Origin of the sequence: Colwellia sp. E2M01 (assembly GCF_018860585.1) — a bacterium.
Taxonomy (GTDB): Bacteria; Pseudomonadota; Gammaproteobacteria; order Enterobacterales; family Alteromonadaceae; genus Colwellia.
Map to the genome: position 1 here is coordinate 7,423 of NZ_JAHKPR010000041.1, position 25,570 is coordinate 32,992.

The following is a 25,570-nucleotide window of genomic DNA, read 5'->3' on the forward strand; positions in this document are numbered from 1 at the left end:
CCTCTAAGCCTTTTAACTTTCGCTGAGTGGGAAAGAACTTAATCAACTTGGTATAAGTTTTTAATTTGAACGTCTAATTTAGGTTTTTATTAGCGCTTTATTCACATTTTAATAAGTATGGATATATAGTAGCATTAAGTTGTCTCTTTACATACCTGATAGATAAAGCGAATTAAATGAAACCAGCATTAGCTTTTCGACAATTACATTACCCAGAAACATGGCAAGACTTGCCTAATGGGGAGTTGATAAAAAAGGCCATAGAGCTTGAACTTGCACCATGGTGGCCGAAATTTTTTGGCTACCATTTAGCAAAGTTAGGAGCATTAAGTGCTGAGATAGCAATAAGCAATAGCACTATAAAACATCAGGTAAGTATTGGTAGTGCTAACATTACACAAGCAAACAGTGATAAATATCATTGTGATGTTACTGGCTCAAACGAGGTAAGTTGTACTGAAGTTGTTGGTGATATTGACGATTTACCACTACAAGAGCACAGTGTTGATGTGTGTTTATTAAGTCATGCTTTAGAGTTTTCACTTGATCCTCATCATGTTGTACGCGAAGCAAACCGGGTCTTGATCCCTAATGGTTATATAGTGATAACAGGATTTAATCCACTTAGCTTAGCAGGATTAAATAGGTTATTACCTTATAGACGAAATAAAACGCCTTGGAATGAACAGTTCTTCACGCCAATGCGAGTTAAAGACTGGTTACATTTAATGGGCTTTGAAGTAATAGCTGATCAACGTTGCCTACATTCATCATTAAGCAGTCATTGTGCTGATAATAATACCCAGAATAAATGGGCTAATAAAATCAGTAATAAATGGCATCAATTTGCGAGTCGTTATTTACCTGCACTTGGATCAGTTTATGTCATTATCGCGAAGAAACGCGTGTTACCGTTAACGCCTATCAAACCGCGATGGCAAATAAGACCAGAGTTTAACCCGGTAAAAGTGCCGACAATGAATAGATCTAGAAAAACAACGTACACTCATAAAAAAAGTACGACTGATGTGACTAAATAGTCGAATTAATTAGTATGTTAATTGAATGAAGCTAACATCCTGAACTTAACACTCTATATATTAATACCTTTTAAAAAAAGTAACTTAACCATGCAAAGAAAAGATTTAGAGCAGTATTTAACTGACTTATTAAAACCACAACAAATTAAAGATTTCACCCCTAATGGTCTGCAAGTACAGGGCAGCGACAATATCAGCAAAGTGATCACGGGTGTTACCGCAACTAAAGCACTTATAGAGCGAGCAATCACTGAAAAAGCCGATGCGATATTAGTTCATCACGGTTACTTTTGGAAAAATGAGTCCTATGTTATTCGAGGTATGAAGCATGATCGCATTAAAGCATTATTACTCAACGACATTAATTTATTTGCCTACCACCTACCATTAGATATTCACCCAACACTTGGTAATAACGCCCAGTTAGCTAAATTATTTAACATTGAAAATGTACAAGCGTTAGAGCTTGGTAATCCGTTAAGTGTGGCAGTACAAGGCAATTTTGCTAATGCGCATACTGCTAACGACTTAACACAGCTAATAAATAAAAAACTTAACCGAGAATGCTTACATATAGCAGCACCGAGTAATAAACCTATAAAGACTATTGCATGGTGTTCAGGTGGCGGACAAGGTTACATTGAATTAGCAGCCGAACAAGGTATCGACGCGTTTTTAACTGGAGAAGTGTCAGAGCAAACCACTCATGTTGCACATGAGATGGATATACACTTTTTTGCTGCAGGACATCATGCTACAGAGCGTTATGGTGTAAAAGCCTTAGGTGAACATTTAGCCCAAGAATTAGGGCTTGATGTAGAGTTTATCGATATTGATAATCCAGCTTAATAATGACCTTTATTTTACTATGGCGATTGCCAACAAGTAGTATATTACTCTGTCTAAGTTTATTTAAAAATACTTTTAAACCATTGAACTAATTGGCCAAGGCTCTCATACCAAGCAACAGTTGTTTGTTGTAAACTTAAACTATTAGGAAAATAATAAGCCCAATTTTTAGCGCTGTCTGGGCTTTTCACCCAAAAGCCCGTCGGTGCTGCAAGTGGATAAACACCTTGTTCTTCAAAATAATTCATAGATCTTGTCATATGGTCAGCATTAGTGATCAGAACAATTTTGCTTCCCTGTACACGTGGTGCAATTAACTCAGCTTCTTCAGCAGTATCCATAGGAAAACTTTCGGTAATAATTTTTTGTGCAGGAACCCCTAAAATAACCAAGGATTGTTTAACTGTTTCTGCATTTGAAACAGGATTGAAACCGCCATATCCTGAAGTGATAACCCTTGCTTCGGGGTGTAGTTTATAAATGCGTAATGCTTCAACCACTCGTTGTAATGAACAAGCCGACAATTGACTAGTAACAGGCAATTCAGCATTGGTGTTATGACTACAACCTAACACGACTATATAGTCTATTGGTATATTTGATTTTTTATAAGCAGGATAATCATTTTCAATAGTCGTCATTACACTATCTGAAAAAGGTGCAAATGAGCTGACGAGAAGAATGACAAATGCTACCGATACACTTTTGATACTGAAGCTAGGCTTTCTCTTGTACATTATCATGGCAATAATTAATAACAACAGCACAATATTAATCGGCATAATAAAAACAGTAATTATTTTTTTTAGAAGAAATAAATCCATAAACGTAAACTTTACCACCTACATCGTTGAGATATATCCACTATATCAAGTATTACAAGAAAGTGCTTGTGCAATCAGCACTTTAACAAATCGCCATATTTTTAATCATTTATCGTATAAAGTTTATTGCAATGCCAATAAAAATCAGTTCTAATACGCACGCATTTTTTATTAGGGTTAATGCTCTATATTAACAACATAGGTAATATCAATGATATTGACTATGTTAATACCAAGGTTAATACCTACATAAAAAAGCACCAGAAGAGGCGCGAAACTTAGGTAAAAAAGCAGGAGGAACCACAATTCCAATGACTGTTTTTTGAGGGAAGTTATCGCCGAGAATATTTAAAGAGTGGCTTTAAATATTCGGTCATTTAGGCTGAATCCTGATGACTGTCACCTGACATATTTGTTAGTTACGCTGTTTATTATTAATAGAGAGTAAACTAACAACAAACAATAGGTGGAGAGCTTCTGGCTGAAAAGATTACGTTTATTTGTTTTATGACTTCCTTTAAAGCAAATCCTCTTCGTTAACTACTCAGTCATGCTCTTCCAAAATTATTTTACTTAGCATTGTGTTTTTTACATAACACTATTATATAAAAATGCTTAAGTTTTTATGGGAGAAATTTATGAAAATTGAACAAACTAATACACCTGAAAATGCATTAACTGTCGCCAAATTTGGTGGTACTAGTGTTGCCGACTATGAAGCCATGCTACGTTGTGCAAGCATCATTAAAAATGACACAAGCAATCGTTTAGTTGTTGTTTCAGCAAGTGCTGGTGTAACTAACTACTTAGTACGTTTAGGTCAAAAAGATGTGCCAGCTGCAGAGCAAGCTGAAATTGTTGCTAATATTCGTGCTATTCAAGTAAACATTACTCAACATTTAGCAAACGATGTTGAAGCGTCTCTTAATCAAGAAATTGATAGCTTACTTAGTGAGCTTACTAAATATGCAGCAACGCAATCAGCTGAGCATACGACTAAAACGGCTGATGCTATTCTTGCCTTTGGTGAGCAATTTAGCTCACGTATTTTTGCGCAGGTTTTACAATCAGTTGGCGTGGCAGGTGAATACTTTAACGTGCAAGAAATTATGAAAACTAACAGCCTATTTGGTAAAGCGGTAGTTGAATTAATTGAATTAGATAAACTTTGCGGCAAAATATTAGCGCCTAAATTAACTGATAAAGTTATTGTAACTCAAGGCTTTATTGGACAAGACGCCGATGGCAATACTACAACCTTAGGTCGTGGTGGCTCAGATTACTCAGCAGCATTACTTGCTGAGGCATTAAAAGCAAGTAACTTGTCTGTATGGACTGACGTAGTTGGTATTTTTACAACTGATCCTCGTATTACCGACCAAGCTCGTGCAATTAAAGAAATAAGTTTCGGCGAAGCGGCTGAAATGGCAACCTTTGGCGCCAAAATTTTACACCCTGCGACGCTTATTCCTGCGATGCGTTGTAATATCCCTGTGTTTGTTGGCTCAAGTAAAGAGCCAGAAAAGGGCGGCACTCAAATTATGAAAAAGGTAGATTCTACCCCAACTTACCGTTCAATAGCCTTAAGACGCGAGCAAACTTTAGTTACAGTAAAAAGCCCAGCAATGTTACACGCTAGCGGTTTCTTAGCGAAAGTGTTTGGCATTTTAGCCAAGCATGAGCTCAGTGTAGATTTAATCACGACTAGTGAAATTAGTGTTGCGTTAACCTTTGATAACCCTGTGGGCTCAACACAATCAATTATCACCAATACTGTTGTTGCTGAATTAGAGCAACTTTGTGAAGTAACAGTAGAGCATGGTTTATCACTCGTTGCGGTTATTGGTAATGGTTTAAATCGCGCCCATGGTGTTGGTCAAAAAGTATTTGATACATTAGCGGGCATTAATGTACGTTTAATTTGTCACGGTGCTAGTGCCAATAACTTATGTTTCTTAGTTGAAGAAGCAGACGCTAACCCTACTGTTGAAAAGCTACATAGAAGCTTATTTGCTTCACTGTAGGTTTTAAAGAAGCTGAATATCGCTAATTTACTCGTAACTAATACTTAAAGTTTTAGTTACGTTTAGTTACGTTTAGTTAAGGCTTTTTAGTTAAAGTTTTAGTTAAGACTTTAGTTAAGACTTTAGTTAAGAAATGCTTCTTATGTTTACCTAAAAATAAAACGCCGTACGATTAATATTATCGTACGGCGTTTATGTTACTCGGTAAGGCAATAAAGTAGGCGGGACTTTTAATCGCGCTATGTATCTTATTTATCGTTATTTATAATAGCTTTTCAATATCAGCAGTAATATCTTCTGGTTTGGTTGTTGGTGCATAACGCTTTATTACCTCACCTTGACGGTTCACTAAAAACTTAGTGAAATTCCACTTAATTGATTTAGAGCCTAAAATACCTGGTGCTTGTTGTTTTAAATAAACAAATAGTGGATCGGCGTTATCGCCATTGACGTCAATTTTATTAAAGAGCGGAAATTTAATGTTAAAGCGTAAATCACAAAACTGTTGGATCTCTTCGTTACTTCCGCTTTCTTGTTGTTTAAATTGATTACACGGAAAAGCTAATATCTCAAAACCTTGTTCTTCATAGGTATCATGTAATACCTGTAAACCTTCATATTGTGGTGTAAACCCACAATGACTGGCAGTATTAACTATCAGTAAAACAGATCCTGAAAATTGAGTTAATGCAACATCTTCATTTTTGTTATTCTGAACCGAAAACTGATAAATATTACTCATACTTTTTACCTTAATTAGTGATTTTCAATTACTCAATTTTACCATGCTCAACACAGCTTAGCCCTGAACATATTCGTAAAGCGCTTTAAGCACAGACATTTTTGTTTTATCTTCTTCATGCTCGTGCGCCAAGTTCTCAATTTTCATCATAAACTCATCTAGCGATAATATACCTTTACCGCCATATTGCAGCTTAGTTTGACAATATTGTTGCCACTTTTGTTGCTCTTCTGTTGAAAGCGTCTCTGGATAATTTCTGGCGCGATACCTAAATAATAAAACACTTAAACGTGCATCTTGAAATTGAAACGGGTGGCTTGCTAATTGTGCAGGTGTTAGTCCGCGTAAAATATCCATTTGTGCTTTATCACTGTGACTAAAGAAATTACCGCCATATAACCCTTGTTCAGCATCAACTTCAGTATCATCAAAATCTGACGTTGCAAATACATCACTTAATTTATCGCGAAGTTCAGCATGTGTTTTTAATAACTTTAAATTATCTAAACAATAATCTCGCGGTATTGATAAACGCTCAGCATTTTCAGGTAATAAGGTTTTAGCTGGGGCAATAACAGGGCATTTATTGACATGAATAAGCTTTACGGGAATAGGTAACTCATCAGGCGCTAAATCATCAAAACGTGTATATAAACGTGTTTTGATTTTATCACTGCTTAATTCAAGTAAAGGCGAAATGTCGCGGGCTAAGTCAACACAAATAACCGCATTTTTATTCACTGGGTGATAACTGATTGGCGCAAACCAACTGGTGCAACCATGTGCTGAAGATATTTTGCTTGAGGTATGCACAATAGGTGTCATCTCAGCAGTATTAATTAAATCTTTAACTTGGTTTTTGTTCTTTAAATTAAAGATAAATTCATACAATTTAGGTTGTTTTTCTTTTATCAACTTTGCCATGGCAATAGTCGCGTAAACATCGCTCATGGCATCATGTGCTGCTTCATGGCTAATACCGTTCGCTGCTGTCAATAACTCTAAGCGAAAACTAACCACTTCTTCACCATCACGATCAACCGTTGGCCAATTGATACCTTCAGGGCGAAGGGCATAGCAGGCACGAATCATATCAATAATATCCCACCGACTATTACCATTTTGCCATTCACGCGCATAAGGATCGTAAAAATTACGGTAAAACAAATAGCGACTAACTTCATCATCAAAACGAATATTATTATAACCAGCAACACAAGTATTAGGTGTTGCAAATAACTCATGAATACGCGCTGCAAACTCAGCTTCAGATAAACCTTCACGTTGTGCTTGTTGCGGTGTTATACCCGTGACTAAACAGGCTTCTGGGTGTGGTAGGTAATCAACCGGCGGCTGGCAATAAAACATTTGTGGCTCGCCAATGATGTTCAAATCAAGATCAGTTCTAATGCCAGCAAATTGCGATGGTTTATCAAACTTTGGAGCAATTCCCCAAGTTTCATAATCGTGCCAGAGAATTGTGTCTTGTATAGTAGAAGTCATTATCATTCGCTTATTTGTTAAGTCTATAAATCGAGATTATTTTTTATTTATTATAACCTATTAATATTTAATTATCGCTTTGCTATTAATGCTCAGTAATAAAGAATTAATATGATTTAAGGTACTTACTGCATCTATAGCGTAATTAATCTAACTAGTTCTATTCATTATGCTTGTAGTATAATTCACACAAAATTATAAAAGTCGTAAAGCTAATAATTAAGTGGTCAATAATATAGTTAAAGGTGATTTATTTAAATGAGTAATGTCGGATTTGGAGATAGTCGCTTTAGCTTTGCTGTATATATCGGCAACATTCCAAATATGTTGGAATATCAAGGTATATCTTCGGTTAACCCACTTAACTTAGGTGAAATTGTTGTAATCAACCAATCTTGTGGTAATGGTTGGCGAAAAGTTTTTAATGTTTATGCAAAGTTATTGTATGCCTTAGAGCAACAAGTATTCAATTTTTCAAGTAAAGCTCCAACTTGGCAAGAATACCGTGATAAACACTTATTGCAAAGTGGCAGCAACACAGCATTGTTATTTTCCACTCCGCAGTTAGCGTCTCAAACCGTGAGAAATAATACTGTGCATATCATTTGTGGTAAAGGCCATGCGCAATCATTAATTAAAAGTGGCAAGCTTAAAGCTAATTTAGTGTGGTTAAATGATGAGTTTGCGATCGATAATAAGAATAAACTCATCGTTTGCCCATATTTCGATTATCGACAATTAAGTAATGTAAAAATTGAATATTTGGCCACTTTAATATGTAAATTTTAGTTTTAGTTTTAGTTTATCGTAACTTCATTGCCTCTTTAACTTTATTCATTGCCTCTTTAACTTTATAAGTATTCTTCGTATAATGCGTCAAATCTAATGGTTGTTAGTATCTTTATAAATAAAGTGAATATGAGCAACAAAAAATACCAACCGGATATGGTGAAAAGTGTCAAAGTCAATAGAGAATCCTCAAGTATCGACGAATGATGAAAAATCGAAAATTTTGCAACAGCAATTATTTCAGCAGCAACTTCAAAACTCTTATAATAATTCAAATCAAGACGATGAAATAGATATAGCCGAGTTATGGCACGCTATTTGGGCGGGTAAATTTATTATTATATTTATTAGTTTATTATTCGCAGTTGCTTCTGTGTTTTTTGCCTTATCACAGCCTAATATCTATAAAGCATCCGTTATACTTACCCCCGCAGAAAGTGAAGGTGGGGCTGGCGGTTTAGCTGCACTTGCCGGGCAGTTTGGTGGTTTGGCTAGTATGGCAGGTATTAACTTAGGCGGTGGTGGTGGTGCAGATAAATCAGGGCTAGCCATAGAAGTGTTACAGTCACGCTCATTTATAGAGTCATTTATTGAAAGACATAATTTACTTGTACCTTTAATGGCTTCTAAAGGTTGGGATATAAACTCAAATAAATTACTTTTTAACGAGCAGGTTTACGACCAAAGCAATAAAAAGTGGATAAGAGAATTTGAAGCGCCAAGAACAGCAGAGCCATCTCCTTGGGAAGCATTTCAAGAATTTTCTGAATTATTGTCTATTGAAAAAGATAAAAGTACATCGATGATTACGATTAATATTTCTTTTTATTCACCAGATATAGCGAAGAAATGGCTTACATTGCTAGTACACGATATTAATGAATTTATGCGAGAGCAAGATAAAGAGGAAGCGCAAACATCAATAGATTATTTAAAAGATCAGTTAGCAAATATTAAAATAGCAACTATGGAAAAGGTTTTTTACCAATTGATTGAAGAGCAAACGAAAAGTATGATGTTAATCATGGTAAAAAAAGAATATGTACTTAAAACTATCGACCCAGCACAAGTACCAGATATAAAAGATAAGCCTAAACGTGCTTTGATTGTTGTTTTAGGTACCATATTAGGGGGAGTTTTATCTGTGCTTATTGTGCTTTTTCGTTATTTTATGCGAAGAGAACAGTAACTAAGTAGTTCCATCCAATAGCTTCGCACAGTTACGTACAGGCTAAATAGTGGGCAATAATTAGACTTGTTAATTGTGTTTTGCTGATAATTATTATTTTAATAATTTCCCTATAAGTGCAATTCACGTATGAGTTGGTGACATGACCTCTACGCACAGCTTAAGGCTAGCCTATTTAAAACCGTATGATAGTTGATTTATTTGCATTAACTATTGAAAAAACGACTAGTTTAGTAGGTCGCCATAAAAGGGGCGAGAAGCTTTCACTAGAAACAGTATTATAGTATTAATGAGTTACAAAAGTGCCTGTTTGAATAATAAAGTAGTTGAACGATTTTTTGGCAGTTTAAAATATAAATGGCTATTGAATGCATACCACTTAACAACAAGTGTCATGAAAAACATGTGGCATCTTATATCAGGTATTACAATCGAAATAGGCTTAATACGAGAATTTGCGGTCTATCACCAATTAAGCTTGAAAACACCACAATAAAGCTGTGCACTATTGGTGTACTCGAATATAGTTCAATCTAAGGTGGCTTTATCTCAATCTGAGATGAACAAAAATACCTTAATGGTTAATGTAACACTTTGTAGTTAAGCTTTATTTAGCCCTGTGAATAGTGCAAAAACTCAAGTATAATGCAATGTTATCAAAGAAACTAATTTATGACGAAGTTAAAAGCCAGGTCGTTGAAAATTGAGTAAGGCTTAATTTAGTATTACCTTCTATTGCAATATATTATTTTTATTGCTTATCTTTACTCGACTATCTTTATTCATTTGAGTTAATTAATCGGATGCTACCGGAACCATATATGTATATTTTTGCTACAGTTGTTACCGCTTTTATTTCTGCATTTATCGCGATTAAATTTTTCAATCCTGTTGCAATTGAAATTGGCTTAGTAGATAAACCTTCAGAACGTAAACGTCATGCTGGTCATATTCCTCTTATTGGAGGAATTTCAATATTTTTAGCGGTACTCGCCGCCAGCCTCCTTTGGTTACCTGACACTTTAGAGCTTAGAATGTATCTTATTGCTTCGGCAATGATGGTATTTATTGGCGCACTTGACGATAAATTTGATTTACGCGTACGTATTAGGATTGTAGGGCAAATTATTATCGCAAGTTTGATGATCTATGGTGTTGGCGGTTATATTTCAAACTTAGGGAATTTGTTTGGTTTAGGTGATGTAACGCTTGGGTCTTTCGGAATTGTATTTACCTATATTGGTATTATTGTAGTAATTAATGCCTATAATATGATTGATGGTATTGATGGCCTTATCGGTAGTTTAAGTATTAATACTTTTACCTCAATTGCAGTTTTGTTTATTATGTACGGCCAAACGGATTATTTAAGTTACCCTTTAGTATTAGCAACTGCAACGGTACCTTACCTTATGCATAACCTTGGTTTATTTGAGCGATTTTTTAAGAAAGAAACTCAAAAAATATTTATGGGCGATGCAGGAAGTATGTTTGTTGGTTTAAGTGTTATTTGGTTATTAACTATGGGAACACAAGGGGAGCAAGCATCCTTTAGGCCTGTAACCGCACTATGGATTTGTGCAATACCATTAATGGATATGTTGGCAATTGTCGTGCGTAGGTACCGAAATGGTAAATCACCTTTCAAACCAGATAGAGATCATCTACATCACATATTACAACGTGTAGGACTTACATCAAACCAAGCACTATTAATTATTTCAATTGTTGCCGTGGTTATGTCAACTTTCGGTATCGCAGGTGAGTATTTTAATATTTCAGAAAGTATAATGTTTGTAAGCTTTCTTTTCGTATTTGTATGTTATATAAGCATTATTAAATATATAACAAAACCTGTGGTTACCGATTAATATTTAATTTCCTTCTGAGTAGACTCATAAAAAAGTCCTTTTACCAGAAGGACTTTTTTATGAGTTAATTTTAAGTAGTCTCTTGTGTGTTAGAAGTTGAAAGATTAAAACGTTGTAGAATATATACTAGAAATAGTTGAATTTTTAGGGGTGAAATTTATTTCGTTTAAACGGATTTAATCGTGGCGCCAGCTTTACTTGCTATTTCGAGAATTAGTTATTCTATTTAAAAAACCGAGCAACAATGAGTAAACTCGTTTTAAATTAGTCTAAAGATATCATTTGTTTGGTATTTTTATGAAAAGAAATTTAGCGCCCATTATATGGCTTTAATTATAAAATAGTTTTAGATAAATAATTAATGTCACTACCACTAGAGCAATACTCCCATTATACTTGGTTGACTGGAAAGTGATGTGCAGGATCAGCTTAAATGGTATTTTCAACAAAATACTTAAGCTGATATAAACTTCACTAAAGCAGATAAACTTAGAAGTAAATTCTCAGAACTACCTTTTTCGAATATTTAGGAATAAAAATGACAAAGTCAAAAGTTGCATTAATTACCGGCGTTACAGGCCAAGATGGATCATATTTAGCAGAATTATTACTGGAAAAAGGTTATGAAGTACATGGTATAAAGCGTAGAGCTTCTTCACTTAATACAGAGCGTGTTGATCATATTTATCAAGATCGTCACGAAAGTAATCAAAGATTTTTTTTACACTATGGTGATTTAACAGACTCGTCTAATTTAACTCGTATATTAAAAGACGTACAGCCTGATGAAGTATACAACTTAGGCGCTCAGTCACATGTTGCTGTCTCATTTGAGTGTCCTGAATATACTGCTGATGTTGATGCAATGGGAACATTACGCCTATTAGAAGCTATTCGTTTTTTAGGTATGGAAAAAACAACAAAATTTTATCAAGCTTCAACATCTGAGTTGTACGGGGAAGTGCAAGAAATCCCTCAAAAGGAAACCACACCGTTTCACCCTCGTTCCCCATATGCGGTAGCGAAAATGTATGCTTATTGGATAGTAGTTAACTATCGTGAATCCTATGGTATGTATGCTTGTAACGGTATTCTATTTAACCATGAATCACCTCGACGAGGCGAAACTTTTGTTACCCGTAAAATAACCCGTGCCATCGCCAATATTTCACAAGGATTAGAGCCGTGTTTATATTTAGGAAATATGGATGCTTTACGTGATTGGGGGCATGCAAAAGATTATGTGCGTATGCAATGGATGATGCTGCAACAAGATATAGCGGATGACTTTGTTATTGCTACAGGAAAGCAAATATCAGTACGTGAGTTTGTTAAGCTCTCCGCAAAAGAAGCAGGAATAGAGTTAGAGTTTACAGGAACAGGCCTTGATGAAATTGGCACTATAAAAAGTATAGTTGGTAATAATGCTCCTGCATTAAAAGTAGGTGATGTGATTGTTAAGGTCGATCCTCGTTATTTCCGTCCAGCTGAAGTAGAAACCCTTTTAGGTGATCCTTCTAAAGCTAAAGAAAAACTAGGTTGGGTACCACAGATCACGGTAGAAGAAATGTGTAGTGAAATGGTAGCTAATGACTTACAAAGTGCTAAGCAACATGCTTTATTAAAAAATCATGGTTTTGACGTGTCAGTATCGGTTGAGAATGCATAAATGAGTACCAATGAAAGTATAAAGTATAAAACTAAGGTATTTGTAGCTGGCCATAACGGTATGGTTGGATCGGCTATCGTAAGGAAATTAAAAAATGATAGCTCAATAGAATTGATTTTAAGGACTAGAAAAGAATTAGACTTGACCAATCAACAAGCGGTATTATCGTTTTTTCAGCAAGAAAAGATAGATCAGGTTTATTTAGCTGCAGCTAAAGTAGGTGGTATCGTGGCAAATAACACTTATCCGGCAGACTTCATATATGAAAACTTAATGATTCAATCGAACATTATTCAAAGTGCGCACATAACAAATATTCAACAACTACTGTTTTTAGGTTCTTCGTGTATTTATCCCAAACTAGCTGAGCAACCAATGAAAGAAAGTGCTTTGTTAACAGGCACACTAGAAGAAACTAACGAACCGTACGCAATAGCGAAAATAGCAGGTATTAAACTTTGTGAAAGTTATAATCGCCAATATGGACGAGATTATCGTAGTGTTATGCCGACTAATCTTTATGGTGCACATGATAATTTTCATCCTGAAAATAGTCATGTAATACCTGCTTTATTACGTCGTTTTCACGAAGCAAAATTAAATGGAGATCAGGAAGTTATTGCATGGGGAAGCGGTAAGCCTATGCGTGAGTTTTTATATGTTGATGATATGGCCGCTGCTTCAGTTCATGTAATGAACTTAGATACAAAAACATATAATGATAATACTGAGCCTATGTTAAGTCATATTAATGTTGGTACGGGAGTTGATTGTTCTATTAGAGAGTTAGTAGAAACTGTTGCTAAAGTAGTGGGCTTTGAAGGGACAATTAGTTTTGATTCATCAAAGCCTGATGGTCCGCCTCGTAAATTAATGAATGTAGATAGGCTTAAATCATTAGGTTGGCAATACTCTGTTTCATTAACCGAAGGATTAGAATTAGCTTATAAGTGGTTTTTAAACAATCAAGAGCTATTTAGACGTTAATAAATATTGACGATGAACCTTCTAATAAATTTATAGGCTAAAGAAAATAGCCATGAAGTATTATTCTGGTCAACTAGGGTGAAAGTAAAACACCTCTGGTAATGTTTTTATTGGCTATTTTTATTATTGTTTGATTTATTTTCTCAATTAATAAGATTTCTCAATTAATAAGAGTTTTTAGCTATACGACATAAACAGAGCTGTAGCCTTGTTTAACTCACTTTATCAGTTGTCTTCTGTGAATATAGGAGCCTTACCTTACGCTCTTATTTTGATTGATTACCCCGCTAACTGAATGTACTTTCCTACATTCATCGCTTTAGCAGCATCTGTCTGTGTATAATTTTTATCAAAAATCAAAAATCAAAAATCAAAAATCAAATATCAATTAACTTGTTTCGAGTCTAAACTCTGCGCTATAAATTGGGTGTTTTTTCTTTTTCATTTGTATCACCTAAGTTGTTAGGTGCTAATAATAAGGTGCCAAATTAATACCAAGTCCGTTAAGTTACTAGATCACCTATACGGGTTAAAATAAGTAAATCCTGCGTTGCTCTCAATCGTAATTACCAGTTATTGCACAAGCAAGCGCCTTGTCTTTAAATATTTTTATTGAGCACAGTTAAACAAGAAACTTATCAAAATTGGTATAACTACACCATTTTAGATAAAGAAAAATAGATTGTAGGGGCGATTTGAGTTGTTTCTTAGTTAAAAAAATTGGAAAATGTATCTATAGTGCTTATTTTATATTTTTTTGAAAAATATTTTAAATAAATTTAAGTACTTATCTTCAATTACTTACAAAAATATGGCGATAGATCAGGCTTTATAGATGTACGTGGTAAATTATTAAATATTAATTTATATGTAATTAATAAAGGAAGTTAATAAATTTTGATGAATTCTTGTAAAATTCGTTTTAGAATAAAAACTCAGTGATTAATTAAGGATAAATATGAATAATAGAATAACTAAAGCAGTAATCCCCGTTGCAGGCCTTGGTACACGTATGTTACCAGCAACAAAAGCTATTCCTAAAGAAATGCTCCCAATTGTTGATAAGCCAATGATTCAATACATTGTTAATGAATGTGTTGCCGCTGGCATCAAAGAGATTGTTCTAGTTACTCATTCTTCAAAAAATGCCATTGAAAATCATTTTGATAAGTCTTTTGAACTTGAAACTACTTTAGAGAAACGCGTAAAAAGACAATTGCTTGAGGAAATTCAAGCCATTAGCCCTAAAGATGTTACTATTTTACATGTTCGTCAAGGGGAGGCGAAAGGCTTAGGTCATGCAGTATTAAAAGCGCAACCTATTATTGGCAATGAACCTTTTGCTGTTGTATTACCTGATGTTATTTTAGATGAAGTATCAGCTAATTTAAAAACTGAAAACTTAGCAGCGATGATTACTCGTTATAACGAAGTAGGTGGTTACAGTCAGATCATGGTTGAGCCTGTACCTATGGAAAAAGTAAGTAGTTACGGTGTGGTTGACTGCGGTGGTGAAAAAATACTACCTGGTGAATCAAGACCTATGACAGCTGTTGTTGAAAAACCTGCTGTTGATGATGCACCATCTAATCTAGCTGTTGTTGGTCGTTATGTTTTATCTGAGAAAATTTGGGAACTATTAAGATTAACGCCTCCTGGTGCAGGCGACGAAATCCAGTTAACTGATGCAATTGCGATGTTAATGGAAAAAGAAACCGTTGAAGCATTTCATATGACAGGACGTTCGCATGATTGTGGCTCTAAAATTGGTTATATGAAAGCCAATGTTGAGTATGGTTTACGTCACCCTGAGTTAGCTGATGACTTTAAAGATTTTTTAGCCGATTTAGTACCAACTAAACCCGCTAAAGCGAGTAAAGAAACTAAATAAACTAAGTAAAGAAGCAACTAGGTACTTTCTAGTATTAAATCTAGTATTAAATCTCGTTATTGCCGATATGTTATTTCGACAAGAACGAGATTTTTTGTTTCTACGGTACTTGTCAAAGCGATGACCAGTCAAAGTAAATCAAGTAAGTAAAACAGCTAAAGCTAATAGGTACGCTATAAGATATTTGAGTAGCGCTTATTTTCAAGACTGACTATTATATTGTGTCAGGTGGTTTATGTACTTGTAAGCGGTGATGTTGATAATTTTCTTGTGCTAATTTACTTGCCGCTTGTGTATTAACTAGCAAATATTATGGCGTAAAATTTCTTATCTCACCCCAATCTTTTTTCTCTCTAAATTCATGAAAAGACTCAGCCAATTGGCCTGTTTGTTTTAATACTTGTTGCCAATATTTAATTCGTAGGTTTGGTTCCATCTGCGTAAAATCAGTTCTATCAGGAATTTTCTTGTAAGGCAGAGATTGAATAAACTTGGCTGATGGCGCTAACAACACTGTATTATCATAACTGCTAGCGAGTACTTTACGGTTTGAACTTTTATCAAACCATCCCGCTTTTGGCTCTGAGCTAAAGTGTGGATATAAGGTTAAGTTATGATCTGTAATCTTTGATTCGCTACTAGAGTGAGGTAAATCAGAAAAGTGCTTTTTATGCTGTTGCTTTACAGTCATTTTATTTTGATTCTTCTGTTCTAACGAAAAATCAAAATGGTAATCAATTACGCCACCATCGCGGTAAGTTCCTTTCTCAGCGCCAACAATATCTTTAACTCCTGACATTACCAAAGGAATTGAACCTGAAGCGAGTACAGTGCTTTTAATGTTAGCAGCGGTTAAGTTTTGGTATATGGTATTAATATTATAAGGATCGTTTATCGCTAAATTACTGTATTTATTTTTAAACACATAACGTTGGTATTGTTTGTTGAGTTGGCTTCTAGCTATTTTGTTTAGCAACATACTGTTAAGTAAACCAGGCACTTGTAGTATTTTATTGTCAAAAGCAGTTAATCCATTACATTTAGCAACCAAAAAGTGAGCCTTAAAAACCTTGTTATTAATTACCTCATGAGCGCCATTTTCTGAAAACAATTGCTCTACAAGGGTAATCGTTTTATTGGTAACTTCTTGGGCCGTAGCCTTTTTAGAATAAACAGTATTAGAATATTGCTGCGCTAAAATTTCAATTGCTTGTACAGGATTATTTTGGGTTAAGCAGGCAGCGCGAAAGGCACCAGAGCTTGAGCCGATGAGATTAAGCTCAGTAGTTCTGTTTTGAAAAAACTCACTAAAAAGGTACTTATCTAATCCAAATAGCATAAACCACTTTGGGCCGCCACTCGCACCAAGAAAATTAGTGAATAACTCTTGTTTTAAACCGTGTTCTTGAATGGTTTTTAAAGCATTATTACCTGCGTATATCTCTAACATTTTGCATTCTCATTTAACTTATATTCTGTTTTCTGTTTTCTGTTTTTGTATTTACTTATTTTTGTCGGTGTTTTTGCTTTCACATCGATTAGGTTAGCTGGTAGTCCGACGCATCATGAGCATTAAATAATGATTGATACAATCGTGTGGCGTAATCATCTGTCATACCGGCTATATAGTCGGCGATAACACGATGTGAATTAAGTTGTTTATCTACAGCATCTTGCCAACGCTTAGCACTATTGCTTGGGAGTAAGCGTAGAGGATCAGATGATAATGCTTCAAATAACTCCATCACCATTTGTTGTCCTCGGTATTCTAAACGCTGTAAACTGGTAAGTTTGATCACATAAAAATAAACAAAATCTTTAAATATTTTCAGTACTTTTGCGGCTTCTGCCGTAAGAGCTGCATTATAACGAAGTAACGGTTCAGCAAAGTTCACATCATCTTGCTCATTTAAGTCGGTTAAATGAATAGCGGTAATAAGGTAGTTAACTAAACCACCTATGGCGTCTTTTTGTAAATGATGTTGCTCGCTAAAGAGTTTTTCTTTTAAAGTTTTACAATGCTTTTGCAACCAAACATCATCAATTTTTTGCAGCTTTTTAATTACTTCTCTATCAAAATCATTACGGCTTACTACATTGGTGACAATGGCATCTTCTAAATCATGAATGCCGTAGGCGATATCATCGGCAAGTTCCATAATTGAGCAATCGAGAGACTTAAAACGGGTTTTTTGGTGTTGTGTATTGCTACTACTTTCAGTATTACTACTAGGGTTAACCGTACTTTGAAAAAGAGTTCTATCTGCTTTCGATAAAGGTTTTAAAATCCAATCGATAATATCTTGATCGTCCTCATACAAGCCTTTTGGCGGATGCCAATCACAGGCTTTTAGTTGCCTGAAGTTAGTAACGGCAATGGTTGACGTATCTTTGCTCAGCGTCGTAATTAATTGCGGATACTTCATTAACCCTAACAAGGTACGTCGACTTAAGTTCATACCAAAATGTTCACTAAAAGTTTCTAATCGCGCAACTATCCTTAAAGTTTGTCCGTTGCCTTCAAAACCGCCATGTTCGCGCATCATGTAATTAAGAGCAATTTCGCCGCCATGACCAAAAGGCGGGTGTCCAATATCATGAGCTAAGCAAATGGCTTCTATTAAACTATCACTGTCGATGGAAAGCTCATTGCATAACACAGGAAATTTACAACGCAGTTGTGCGGTTATACCTGAGCCTATTTGTGCGGCTTCTAAAGAGTGGGTTAAACGCGTACGGTAAAAATCACTTTGACCGCTACCCATCACTTGAGTTTTAGATTGTAAACGCCTAAATGATGCTGAGTGTAATATACGAGCACGATCCCGCTGAAATGGGTCACGATGATCTTGTCTTCTTGCAACAACCTTTTTTAGGCGCCTTTCCATCCACATTTCATTCATATTTATTTACTGTGATTTTATGAGTTTATTTAACTTACCTTAAAACTTTTTCTATTGATAGATTACGAAATGATTTAGCTACCAGCAAGGTGACATATAACATTCATTTTATCGGGGGAAGAGCAGTTAACGTTATTTTGTTAAAACTGTTTGATTGTTAGGACTAAACTAAAACCAGCCGACATATATGTATTTGTTATCTTTGTTTGTTTTTTGTAATCAATAAATTAAATAAGCGTTAATTTTTGTGGCATATCTTTTAAATATTAAAAAATATTACAAGATAATTAACGTGTAATGTCCTTAAAGTATATACTAGTTACATGGAGCTCCGGATAAGTGAAATGCCAAAGCCGCTTTAATTATCCCAAGTTTGAGTTAGTGAATAATAGTTAAAGGCTGAACAAAAGTTTCAGCTATCAGCAAATGTTTTATCTTAATTAGGGCCTGCATGTTTAAAGTTATTCAAATTAATAGTACGAGAATAATTTTCGCTTTATTATCTTTATGTATTTGTATGTTATTTAATACAGATGCATACGCTGCTGAAGATAATCCTAGCAAAAAACTTATCCTTAATAATTGGTATTATCATGATGGTGAATTACCTGATGTAGACAGTCAACTTTTAGCGACAAAAAATATTCAGCAATTAAAAGTTAATGAAACACCGTTAATTACACAGTCGAGTATAAGTGCTACATGGCAAGCTGCTCATCTCCCTATTTTAGGTGCTAGCGAGCATAGCCAAAATATTCTTTGGCTTAAGCGAGACTTACCGTCTGGTAATTGGCGCGATCCTTATATATTTATCAGTAGTATCGACCTAACTGTACAAGTTTTTCAAAACAACAAACTCATTTATCAATATGGCGATTTTGACGCTCAGGGCAATAGTCAGTTCTCAGGATGGCCGTGGCACCTAATTCGTCTGCCTGATGATTATGATCAACACCCTATCTTTTTGAGAATTTATTCTAATTACCCGGATATCGGTTTGTCGGGTAATGTCTTTATTGGTGATCGATACGATTTATTATCAGGCGTTTATGAACGTGGCTTTATTGGCTTTTTATTTATTTTAGTCGTGTTGTTAGTCGGTATTATTAGTACCGTTATGGGAATGATTAAAAAAGATAATCATGTGGCCATGTGTACAGGATTCTTGTCTTTTAATCTTGCGTTAATGATGTTTGCTGAAAATGAGCTTAATCAAGCCGTATGGTATAACCCTTTATGTTGGCGCTATATAGCTGCATTTAGTTACTTTTTAGTGCCTGCTTTTTTAGCTTTGTTGATGATTACTTGGTTTAAAAAAAGTACCCCTAAAATTGCCTATGGGGTGTTACTTGTTAGTTTGTTTTTTGTGATAGGTGTGTTGTTTTTAAGCTTATTTACCTCGTTTAATTTTATAAATGCTTACCCGTATTTTGACATGCTATTTATCGTTTTAGTGCTTGCTCTTTTTATTGGTTGCCTAAAAAACCTTAAAAAAGTTGAGATACACGGTGTTATTATGACGGTAGGTGTTTTAGCGTTATTTATCTCGTTAGTGCTTGATATGATGAGTGCTCATCGCTTTATTGATTGGTTAGGACGCTCTTCGCAGTGGGGGTTAATTTTATTTACCCTGACGTCCTTGGTTATTTACTTGGTGAGAGATTGGCAGCAGCAAATAGCCTTAACCAAATTTGCTCAAGAACTAGAAGATAAAGTAGAGCAAAGAACCCAAGAGTTAAAAGCCAGCCAAAAGCAGTTACAGCAAGTAGCCAGTGAAGACTTTTTAACTTCGTTACTTAATCGAAGGGCTTTTTCGAGTTTAGCGACTAAAGAGATTGCTAATGCTATACGTCATCAGCAACCAATATCTTTATTGCTTTATGATATTGATCATTTTAAAGACATTAATGACCAATATGGTCATAGTGTTGGGGATTTAGTGTTAAAAGCCATAGCTAATACCAGTAAAAACGTTTGCAGAAATAGTGAATTGGTGTGTCGTTATGGGGGAGAAGAGTTTGTTATTTTACTTCATTCAACACATGTTGATAAAGCTGTAGTATTAGCTGAGCGTTTACGTGAAGTTATTAATGCGATAGAAGTAAAAAACAATGAAGATATTATAAAAATAACCGCAAGTTTTGGTTTAGTTACGATTAATGATTTTACTATTAATGTTGATGAAAGTGCTGAATCATTACTGGATAGTTTACTGTCTAAAGCAGATGAGCTTATGTATCAGGCTAAAGTCTCAGGTCGAGATAACGTCAAAGCTGAACGGATTGGCTAGTTTAAATTCAAGGTTCAGCTTATTATGTTTTTAGTTTATGTAGTGGCGATAAAAATAGCGCGTTTAGGCGCCGGGTAACCCTCAATGGTTTTAGTGTTGTCTTCTGGGTCGAGAAAATCTTGTAAAGACTCGGTATCAATCCACTCGGTTTTTCGTTGTTCATCAAGGGCGGTAATATCGGTATTTACCACACGAACGTTGTTAAATCCGCAGCGTTCTAACCAAGCACACATAGCTTTTTCACTCGGTAAAAACCAAACGTTGCGCATTTTTGCGTAGCGTTCACCTGGAACTAATACCGTATTTTCATCGCCATCAACAATTAACGTTTCAAGTACTAGCTCGCCACCTTTAACCAGTTGTGCTTTTAATTGGTATAAAAAATCAATCGGCGAGCGGCGGTGATATAACACGCCCATGGCGAAAACCGTATCAAAGGCTTTTAATTCTGGTAATTGTTCTACGCCTAACGGTAATAGATGCACTTGCTCATCGTTGATAAAGTGCTTTACGGCATTAAATTGCATTAAAAATAGTTGCGTCGGGTCAACACCGACTACAAATTTAGCGCCAGCGCCGCGCATACGCCATAAGTGATAACCACTACCACAGCCTATATCTAAAACATATTTACCTGATAAATCACTGATGTGATCGGCTAATCTGTCCCATTTAAAGTCACTACGCCATTCGGTATCTATGTGCAATCCATGAATATGATAAGGACCTTTGCGCCATGGTTTAAACTTTTTCATTAAGTTTTCAAGGCGTTTAAATTCGCCTTGGTTTAAATCACCTAGTTCACCTACTTCAACTTTATCAACCAGGTTTACTTGTGTTTGCCTTAGTTCACCTTGATTTACTTTTGGTAAAGCATCTAAGGTTTTTTGCCAATGTTTGTATTCACCATGTAAATTATTTTGGTGCCAATCGGTAAGTTGAGCGGGCAGGGTATTTAACCAATGGCTTAAACGGTTTGTGGCAATTTTTTGGTAAAATAAGTTAAATTGGTTCATAGGTGATTATGTCTTTTTTAAGATGATTTAAAGTTTTCGTATTTTTATAAACTTATCGTACCAAGGCGATTGTCTCAGATACGTCATTCCTTTGCTGATTGTCTCAGATACGTCATCCCCGAGGTGTATTGTCGGGGATCCAGTTTTTTAAAGTACTGGATCTTCGATCAGAAACTTCGAAGATGACGATTACAACAAGCTTCTGAGTAAACTATATCTGAGAGCACTATATCTGAGTGAACTATTATAAGCATTATTCTAAATAAGTATGATTCTAAAGTAATTTTATTTGATGGCAATAAACGAGGTGAAATTAAAACATTGAAACCACTGTGAAATATGAGTAAATCCAGCTTGAGCTAAACGATCTTTATGTGTTTCAACACTGTCGGTTAGCATTACTTTTTCTAGCGCAGTGCGTTTTTGTGCAACTTCTAATTCACTGTAGCCGTTGTCGCGTTTAAAACTATGGTGCAAGTCAATAAGTACTTCATCTATTACGGTGTCATTACTCGATATTTTTTCAGAGAGCACTAATAAACCACCTGGCTTTAAACCTTGGGCTATTTTAGAGAGTAACGCTTGACGCTCTGATTTTTCAATAAACTGTAAGGTAAAATTAAGCACGACCATAGACGCGTTTTCAATATCGATATCTTGAATATTACCTTCGATAATTTCAACAGGGGTATTACCTTTAAAAGCTTCGACGTGCATTTTACAACGCTTAACCATATCAACAGAATTGTCTACACCAATAATTTTACAATCAGTAGCGCTAATTCCTTTTCGCATGGCAAGTGTTGCCGCACCTAATGAACAACCTAAATCATAAATGTTGCTGTTATTTTGCACAAATTGCTTACTCAGCCTACCGATGGTTTCAATTATGGTGTTGTAACCAGGTACAGAGCGAGAAATCATATCAGGAAAAACTTCAACAACTTGCGCATCAAAGGTAAAGTTTTTAACTTGAGAATGTGCTTGTGAGTAAATTAAATCGGTATCAGAATGCTTCATTTTGACTATTTTATCTAAGGGCTTAATCATTAATGCTGCTATTTTAACGTATATAACGATTAATACCAATCTGTTAAAGCCTACATATCACACGCATTAATTTCACCATCTGCCTGTTGTAGGGTGACATTAACAATCTTTGCTTTATAATATGCGCAAATTATCGTAATAAGAGCAATTTAAGCACTTATTAACAAAATATAATAGAAATGGTATAGGACAAAATACATGCGCAGTCTTTATTGTGGTGAGGTTAATGAATCTCACATCGGACAAGAAGTTACTTTATGTGGTTGGGTTAACAAACGTCGTGACTTAGGCGCGGTTATCTTTTTAGATTTACGTGATCGTGAAGGCATTGTTCAGGTTGTATATGATCCTGATTTACCTGAAGTGATTAAAAAAGCCAATACTTTACGTAACGAGTTTTGTGTACAACTTACCGGTAAAGTACGTGCTCGTCCTGAAGGACAAGTCAATAAAGACATGAAAACAGGTGGCATTGAAATACTAGGTTTAGACTTAACTATTTTAAATAAATCTCTGCCATTACCGCTTGATTCAAACCAAGTTAACTCTGAAGAGTTACGTTTAAAATATCGTTACTTAGATTTACGCCGCACTGAAATGACAGAGCGCTTACGTTTTCGCGCAAAAGTAACGTCAAAAGTACGCAGTTCATTAGAGAACTTAGGTTTCTTAGATATTGAAACACCGATACTTACTGCAGCAACACCAGAAGGTGCACGTGACTATTTAGTGCCAAGTCGTACTCATAAAGGTCAATTTTTTGCACTGCCGCAATCACCACAATTGTTTAAACAATTATTAATGATGTCTGGCATGGAGCGTTACTACCAAATCGTTAAATGTTTCCGTGATGAAGATTTACGTGCTGACAGACAACCAGAATTTACGCAAATAGATATTGAAACCTCATTCATGAGTAGCGATCAGGTAATGCAAGTTACCGAACAAATGATCCGTGAATTGTTCCAAGAAATGCTCAATGTTGATTTAGGCGAATTCCCTCGTATGCCGTATTCTGAGGCGATGTCTCGTTTTGGTAGTGATAAGCCTGATTTACGTAACCCATTAGAGATCGTAGATGTTGCAGACATTTTAAAAGATGTAGAATTTAAAGTATTCTCAGGTCCTGCAAATGACGAAAAAGGCCGTGTAGCGATTATTTGTGTACCACAAGGTGCTGCAAAATTCTCACGTAAGGGCTTAGACGAATTAACTAAGTACGTTGGTATTTACGGCGCTAAGGGTATGCCGTGGTTAAAAGTTAATGATGCAGATGCAGGTCTTGAAGGTTTACAATCACCAATTCTAAAATTCTTAACTGCAGAGCAAGCTCAAGCTATTTTAGAACGTGCTAACGCTAAAACTGGTGACATCATCTTCTTTGGTGCTGATAACTACAACGTTGTTTCAGAGTCACTTGGGGCGCTTCGTCTTAAACTAGGTGAAGATTTAGAATTATTACAAGGTGAGTGGAAACCGTTATGGGTTGTAGATTTCCCAATGTTTGAAGAAGCTGACGGTCAATTACACGCGATTCATCACCCATTTACTGCACCAACTAATTTAACGGCAGAGCAATTAGAAGCAAATCCTGTTGGCGCATTATCTGATGCTTACGACATGGTATTAAACGGCTGTGAATTAGGCGGTGGCTCAGTACGTATTCATAATCAAGATATGCAAGCAGCAGTATTTAGAATTCTAGGTATTAGTGACGAAGAAGCGCAAGAGAAATTCGGTTTCTTACTTGAAGCATTACAATATGGTGCTCCACCACATGCGGGTTTAGCATTTGGTTTAGATCGTTTAGTTATGTTAATGACAGGCACTAGCTCAATTCGTGACGTAATGGCTTTCCCTAAAACAACAACAGCGGCTTGTCCGTTAACAAACGCGCCAGGCAATGCAAATCCTGAGCAGTTAAAAGAGTTAGGTGTTGCGACTATTGTTGAAGAAAAAGCTGAAGAGAAACAAGATGACGAAGCATAAGTAGCTATTAATTAGTTTTTTTAAACTAAAATATTACTCGATTAATGCAGCTAAAACTTATGTTTAGCTGCATTTTTTATGCTCTAATAAGCGATGACAATAGATTTAAAAAGCGAGTTTATTCAGCAAATACCGATACGTCATCTTCGAAGTATCTGATCGAAGATCCATCTTATTACAACACTGGATCCCTGATTAAGACACCACGGGGATGACGTCTCGCACTTAAATGCATGTTTATAAAATTTAATATATAGAGATAATTAGTTGACAATAATTTTAGGTATTGATCCCGGCTCTCGTTTTACAGGTTATGGCGTGATCAAACAAGAAGGGCAAAAATTTACCTACCTTGGCAGTGGCTGTATAAAAGCCCTTAGCCAAGGCGAAGATTTAGCCTCGCGCTTGCAAACTATATTCGCTGGCGTGTCTGAATTAATTATTCAATTCAAACCTGATATGTTTGCTATTGAGCAAGTGTTTATGGGCGTAAACCCTGGCGGCGCGTTAAAGCTAGGGCAGGCACGCGGCGCAGCTATTGTTGCAGCAACTAATAAAGGTTTAGCTATTAGTGAATATTCTGCAAGACAAATTAAGCAAGCGGTAGTCGGTACTGGCGCTGCCGATAAAAGCCAAGTTCAACATATGGTGAAAACTATTTTAAAGCTGCCGGGCACGCCACAAGCGGATGCGGCTGATGCCTTAGCGGTAGCGCTTTGTCATGCGCACAGTCATATCAGTATTGCTAATTTAGCAGGGCAGGCGAGTAAAACAGTTAGAGGGCGTTTGCGGTAACTGCTCTATTGTATTGCGGATCAATTTTGTTAAGCTCAATGGATATATGCATTACCACGTAGAACGTGGGAACGAGGAAATCAGTTCATATAACACCTAAAATAAACGCGTCATTCCCGAAGTGTCTTGTCGGGAATCCACTCTATTCA

20 protein-coding genes and 1 riboswitch are annotated in these 25,570 nt (G+C 35.7%); of the genes, 13 read left to right on the forward strand and 7 right to left on the reverse strand.

Annotated elements, in window-relative coordinates:
• Positions 1–176: 176 nt before the first annotated feature.
• Complete coding sequence (locus tag KO502_RS09025) at positions 177–1,040, forward strand: class I SAM-dependent methyltransferase (protein ID WP_216022252.1); 864 nt, start codon at positions 177–179, stop codon at positions 1,038–1,040.
• Between the two features lie 90 nt (positions 1,041–1,130).
• On the forward strand, positions 1,131–1,889 hold the full coding sequence (locus KO502_RS09030; protein ID WP_216022253.1) for a Nif3-like dinuclear metal center hexameric protein: 759 nt from the start codon (positions 1,131–1,133) through the stop codon (positions 1,887–1,889).
• A 59-nt stretch (positions 1,890–1,948) separates the two neighbouring features.
• Here the strand turns inward: KO502_RS09030 and KO502_RS09035 are convergent, their stop codons facing one another.
• Positions 1,949–2,713: an ElyC/SanA/YdcF family protein gene (locus KO502_RS09035; protein ID WP_216022254.1), complete on the reverse strand. Its 765-nt coding sequence runs from the start codon at positions 2,711–2,713 to the stop codon at positions 1,949–1,951.
• Between the two features lie 256 nt (positions 2,714–2,969).
• A riboswitch (Lysine riboswitch) is annotated at positions 2,970–3,198 on the forward strand.
• 153 nt (positions 3,199–3,351) lie between these two features.
• On the opposite strand from KO502_RS09035, the gene lysC reads away from it, so the two are divergent.
• Positions 3,352–4,737: a lysine-sensitive aspartokinase 3 gene (gene lysC, locus KO502_RS09040; RefSeq protein ID WP_216022255.1), complete on the forward strand. Its 1,386-nt coding sequence runs from the start codon at positions 3,352–3,354 to the stop codon at positions 4,735–4,737.
• A gap of 262 nt (positions 4,738–4,999) precedes the next feature.
• On the opposite strand, the gene KO502_RS09045 is transcribed toward lysC, so the two are convergent.
• Both KO502_RS09045 and sbcB read right to left on the reverse strand, forming a co-directional pair.
• Positions 5,000–5,479 carry a glutathione peroxidase gene (locus KO502_RS09045; RefSeq protein WP_216022256.1) on the reverse strand — a complete coding sequence of 160 codons (480 nt, stop codon included), beginning with the start codon at positions 5,477–5,479 and terminating at the stop codon, positions 5,000–5,002.
• A 57-nt stretch (positions 5,480–5,536) separates the two neighbouring features.
• Positions 5,537–6,982, reverse strand: a complete 1,446-nt coding sequence (gene sbcB, locus KO502_RS09050; protein WP_216022257.1) for an exodeoxyribonuclease I — start codon at positions 6,980–6,982, stop codon at positions 5,537–5,539.
• A gap of 258 nt (positions 6,983–7,240) precedes the next feature.
• On the opposite strand from sbcB, the gene KO502_RS09055 reads away from it, so the two are divergent.
• The 7 genes from KO502_RS09055 to galU all read left to right on the forward strand — a co-directional run bounded on the left by KO502_RS09055 (position 7,241) and on the right by galU (position 15,378).
• Positions 7,241–7,771, forward strand: a complete 531-nt coding sequence (locus KO502_RS09055; protein ID WP_216022258.1) for a hypothetical protein — start codon at positions 7,241–7,243, stop codon at positions 7,769–7,771.
• A gap of 166 nt (positions 7,772–7,937) precedes the next feature.
• On the forward strand, positions 7,938–8,960 hold the full coding sequence (locus KO502_RS09060) for a Wzz/FepE/Etk N-terminal domain-containing protein (protein WP_354668315.1): 1,023 nt from the start codon (positions 7,938–7,940) through the stop codon (positions 8,958–8,960).
• A gap of 357 nt (positions 8,961–9,317) precedes the next feature.
• Positions 9,318–9,497 (forward strand): IS3 family transposase, encoded by a 180-nt coding sequence (locus tag KO502_RS17330; protein ID WP_216022259.1) that lies wholly within the window; start codon positions 9,318–9,320, stop codon positions 9,495–9,497.
• A 284-nt stretch (positions 9,498–9,781) separates the two neighbouring features.
• Positions 9,782–10,831: a UDP-N-acetylglucosamine--undecaprenyl-phosphate N-acetylglucosaminephosphotransferase gene (gene wecA / locus KO502_RS09070; protein ID WP_216022260.1), complete on the forward strand. Its 1,050-nt coding sequence runs from the start codon at positions 9,782–9,784 to the stop codon at positions 10,829–10,831.
• A gap of 538 nt (positions 10,832–11,369) precedes the next feature.
• Positions 11,370–12,500, forward strand: coding sequence for a GDP-mannose 4,6-dehydratase (gene gmd / locus KO502_RS09075; RefSeq protein ID WP_216022261.1), 1,131 nt, complete (start codon positions 11,370–11,372; stop codon positions 12,498–12,500).
• Positions 12,501–13,487 carry a GDP-L-fucose synthase gene (locus tag KO502_RS09080; protein WP_216022262.1) on the forward strand — a complete coding sequence of 329 codons (987 nt, stop codon included), beginning with the start codon at positions 12,501–12,503 and terminating at the stop codon, positions 13,485–13,487. It begins immediately after the preceding gene.
• 958 nt (positions 13,488–14,445) lie between these two features.
• Complete coding sequence (galU, locus tag KO502_RS09085) at positions 14,446–15,378, forward strand: UTP--glucose-1-phosphate uridylyltransferase GalU (RefSeq protein WP_216022263.1); 933 nt, start codon at positions 14,446–14,448, stop codon at positions 15,376–15,378.
• Positions 15,379–15,688: 310 nt separating this feature from the next.
• Here galU and KO502_RS09090 read toward each other — a convergent pair whose 3' ends face one another.
• Together KO502_RS09090 and KO502_RS09095 are read right to left on the reverse strand one after the other, a co-directional pair.
• Positions 15,689–16,828 carry a patatin-like phospholipase family protein gene (locus tag KO502_RS09090; protein WP_216022264.1) on the reverse strand — a complete coding sequence of 380 codons (1,140 nt, stop codon included), beginning with the start codon at positions 16,826–16,828 and terminating at the stop codon, positions 15,689–15,691.
• A gap of 88 nt (positions 16,829–16,916) precedes the next feature.
• Positions 16,917–18,281 (reverse strand): anti-phage deoxyguanosine triphosphatase, encoded by a 1,365-nt coding sequence (locus KO502_RS09095; protein WP_216022265.1) that lies wholly within the window; start codon positions 18,279–18,281, stop codon positions 16,917–16,919.
• A 517-nt stretch (positions 18,282–18,798) separates the two neighbouring features.
• Between KO502_RS09095 and KO502_RS09100 the strand changes: the two genes are divergently transcribed.
• A complete protein-coding gene (locus KO502_RS09100) occupies positions 18,799–20,571 on the forward strand; it encodes a diguanylate cyclase (protein WP_216022266.1) in 1,773 nt (590 codons plus the stop codon).
• Positions 20,572–20,606: 35 nt separating this feature from the next.
• Here the strand turns inward: KO502_RS09100 and cmoB are convergent, their stop codons facing one another.
• Together cmoB and cmoA are read right to left on the reverse strand one after the other, a co-directional pair.
• On the reverse strand, positions 20,607–21,587 hold the full coding sequence (cmoB, locus tag KO502_RS09105) for a tRNA 5-methoxyuridine(34)/uridine 5-oxyacetic acid(34) synthase CmoB (RefSeq protein WP_216022267.1): 981 nt from the start codon (positions 21,585–21,587) through the stop codon (positions 20,607–20,609).
• A gap of 285 nt (positions 21,588–21,872) precedes the next feature.
• A complete protein-coding gene (gene cmoA / locus KO502_RS09110; protein ID WP_216022342.1) occupies positions 21,873–22,607 on the reverse strand; it encodes a carboxy-S-adenosyl-L-methionine synthase CmoA in 735 nt (244 codons plus the stop codon).
• 228 nt (positions 22,608–22,835) lie between these two features.
• Between cmoA and aspS the strand changes: the two genes are divergently transcribed.
• Together aspS and ruvC are read left to right on the forward strand one after the other, a co-directional pair.
• Entirely contained in the window at positions 22,836–24,626 is a 1,791-nt protein-coding gene (aspS, locus tag KO502_RS09115) for an aspartate--tRNA ligase (protein WP_216022268.1), read from the forward strand.
• A 267-nt stretch (positions 24,627–24,893) separates the two neighbouring features.
• Entirely contained in the window at positions 24,894–25,421 is a 528-nt protein-coding gene (gene ruvC, locus KO502_RS09120; RefSeq protein ID WP_216022269.1) for a crossover junction endodeoxyribonuclease RuvC, read from the forward strand.
• The last annotated feature ends 149 nt before the right edge of the window (positions 25,422–25,570 follow it).

Coding starts and splice junctions, on each gene's coding strand:
- KO502_RS17330 (WP_216022259.1), top strand. CDS start 9,318: ATGGCTATTGAATGCATACCACTTAACAACAAGTGTCATGAAAAACAT.
- KO502_RS09090 (WP_216022264.1), bottom strand. CDS start 16,828: ATGTTAGAGATATACGCAGGTAATAATGCTTTAAAAACCATTCAAGAA.
- KO502_RS09080 (WP_216022262.1), top strand. CDS start 12,501: ATGAGTACCAATGAAAGTATAAAGTATAAAACTAAGGTATTTGTAGCT.
- cmoA (WP_216022342.1), bottom strand. CDS start 22,607: ATGAAGCATTCTGATACCGATTTAATTTACTCACAAGCACATTCTCAA.
- galU (WP_216022263.1), top strand. CDS start 14,446: ATGAATAATAGAATAACTAAAGCAGTAATCCCCGTTGCAGGCCTTGGT.
- KO502_RS09030 (WP_216022253.1), top strand. CDS start 1,131: ATGCAAAGAAAAGATTTAGAGCAGTATTTAACTGACTTATTAAAACCA.
- KO502_RS09045 (WP_216022256.1), bottom strand. CDS start 5,479: ATGAGTAATATTTATCAGTTTTCGGTTCAGAATAACAAAAATGAAGAT.
- cmoB (WP_216022267.1), bottom strand. CDS start 21,587: ATGAACCAATTTAACTTATTTTACCAAAAAATTGCCACAAACCGTTTA.
- KO502_RS09025 (WP_216022252.1), top strand. CDS start 177: ATGAAACCAGCATTAGCTTTTCGACAATTACATTACCCAGAAACATGG.
- KO502_RS09055 (WP_216022258.1), top strand. CDS start 7,241: ATGAGTAATGTCGGATTTGGAGATAGTCGCTTTAGCTTTGCTGTATAT.
- KO502_RS09095 (WP_216022265.1), bottom strand. CDS start 18,281: ATGAATGAAATGTGGATGGAAAGGCGCCTAAAAAAGGTTGTTGCAAGA.
- aspS (WP_216022268.1), top strand. CDS start 22,836: ATGCGCAGTCTTTATTGTGGTGAGGTTAATGAATCTCACATCGGACAA.
- sbcB (WP_216022257.1), bottom strand. CDS start 6,982: ATGACTTCTACTATACAAGACACAATTCTCTGGCACGATTATGAAACT.
- KO502_RS09035 (WP_216022254.1), bottom strand. CDS start 2,713: ATGGATTTATTTCTTCTAAAAAAAATAATTACTGTTTTTATTATGCCG.
- gmd (WP_216022261.1), top strand. CDS start 11,370: ATGACAAAGTCAAAAGTTGCATTAATTACCGGCGTTACAGGCCAAGAT.
- KO502_RS09100 (WP_216022266.1), top strand. CDS start 18,799: ATGTTATTTAATACAGATGCATACGCTGCTGAAGATAATCCTAGCAAA.
- wecA (WP_216022260.1), top strand. CDS start 9,782: ATGTATATTTTTGCTACAGTTGTTACCGCTTTTATTTCTGCATTTATC.
- lysC (WP_216022255.1), top strand. CDS start 3,352: ATGAAAATTGAACAAACTAATACACCTGAAAATGCATTAACTGTCGCC.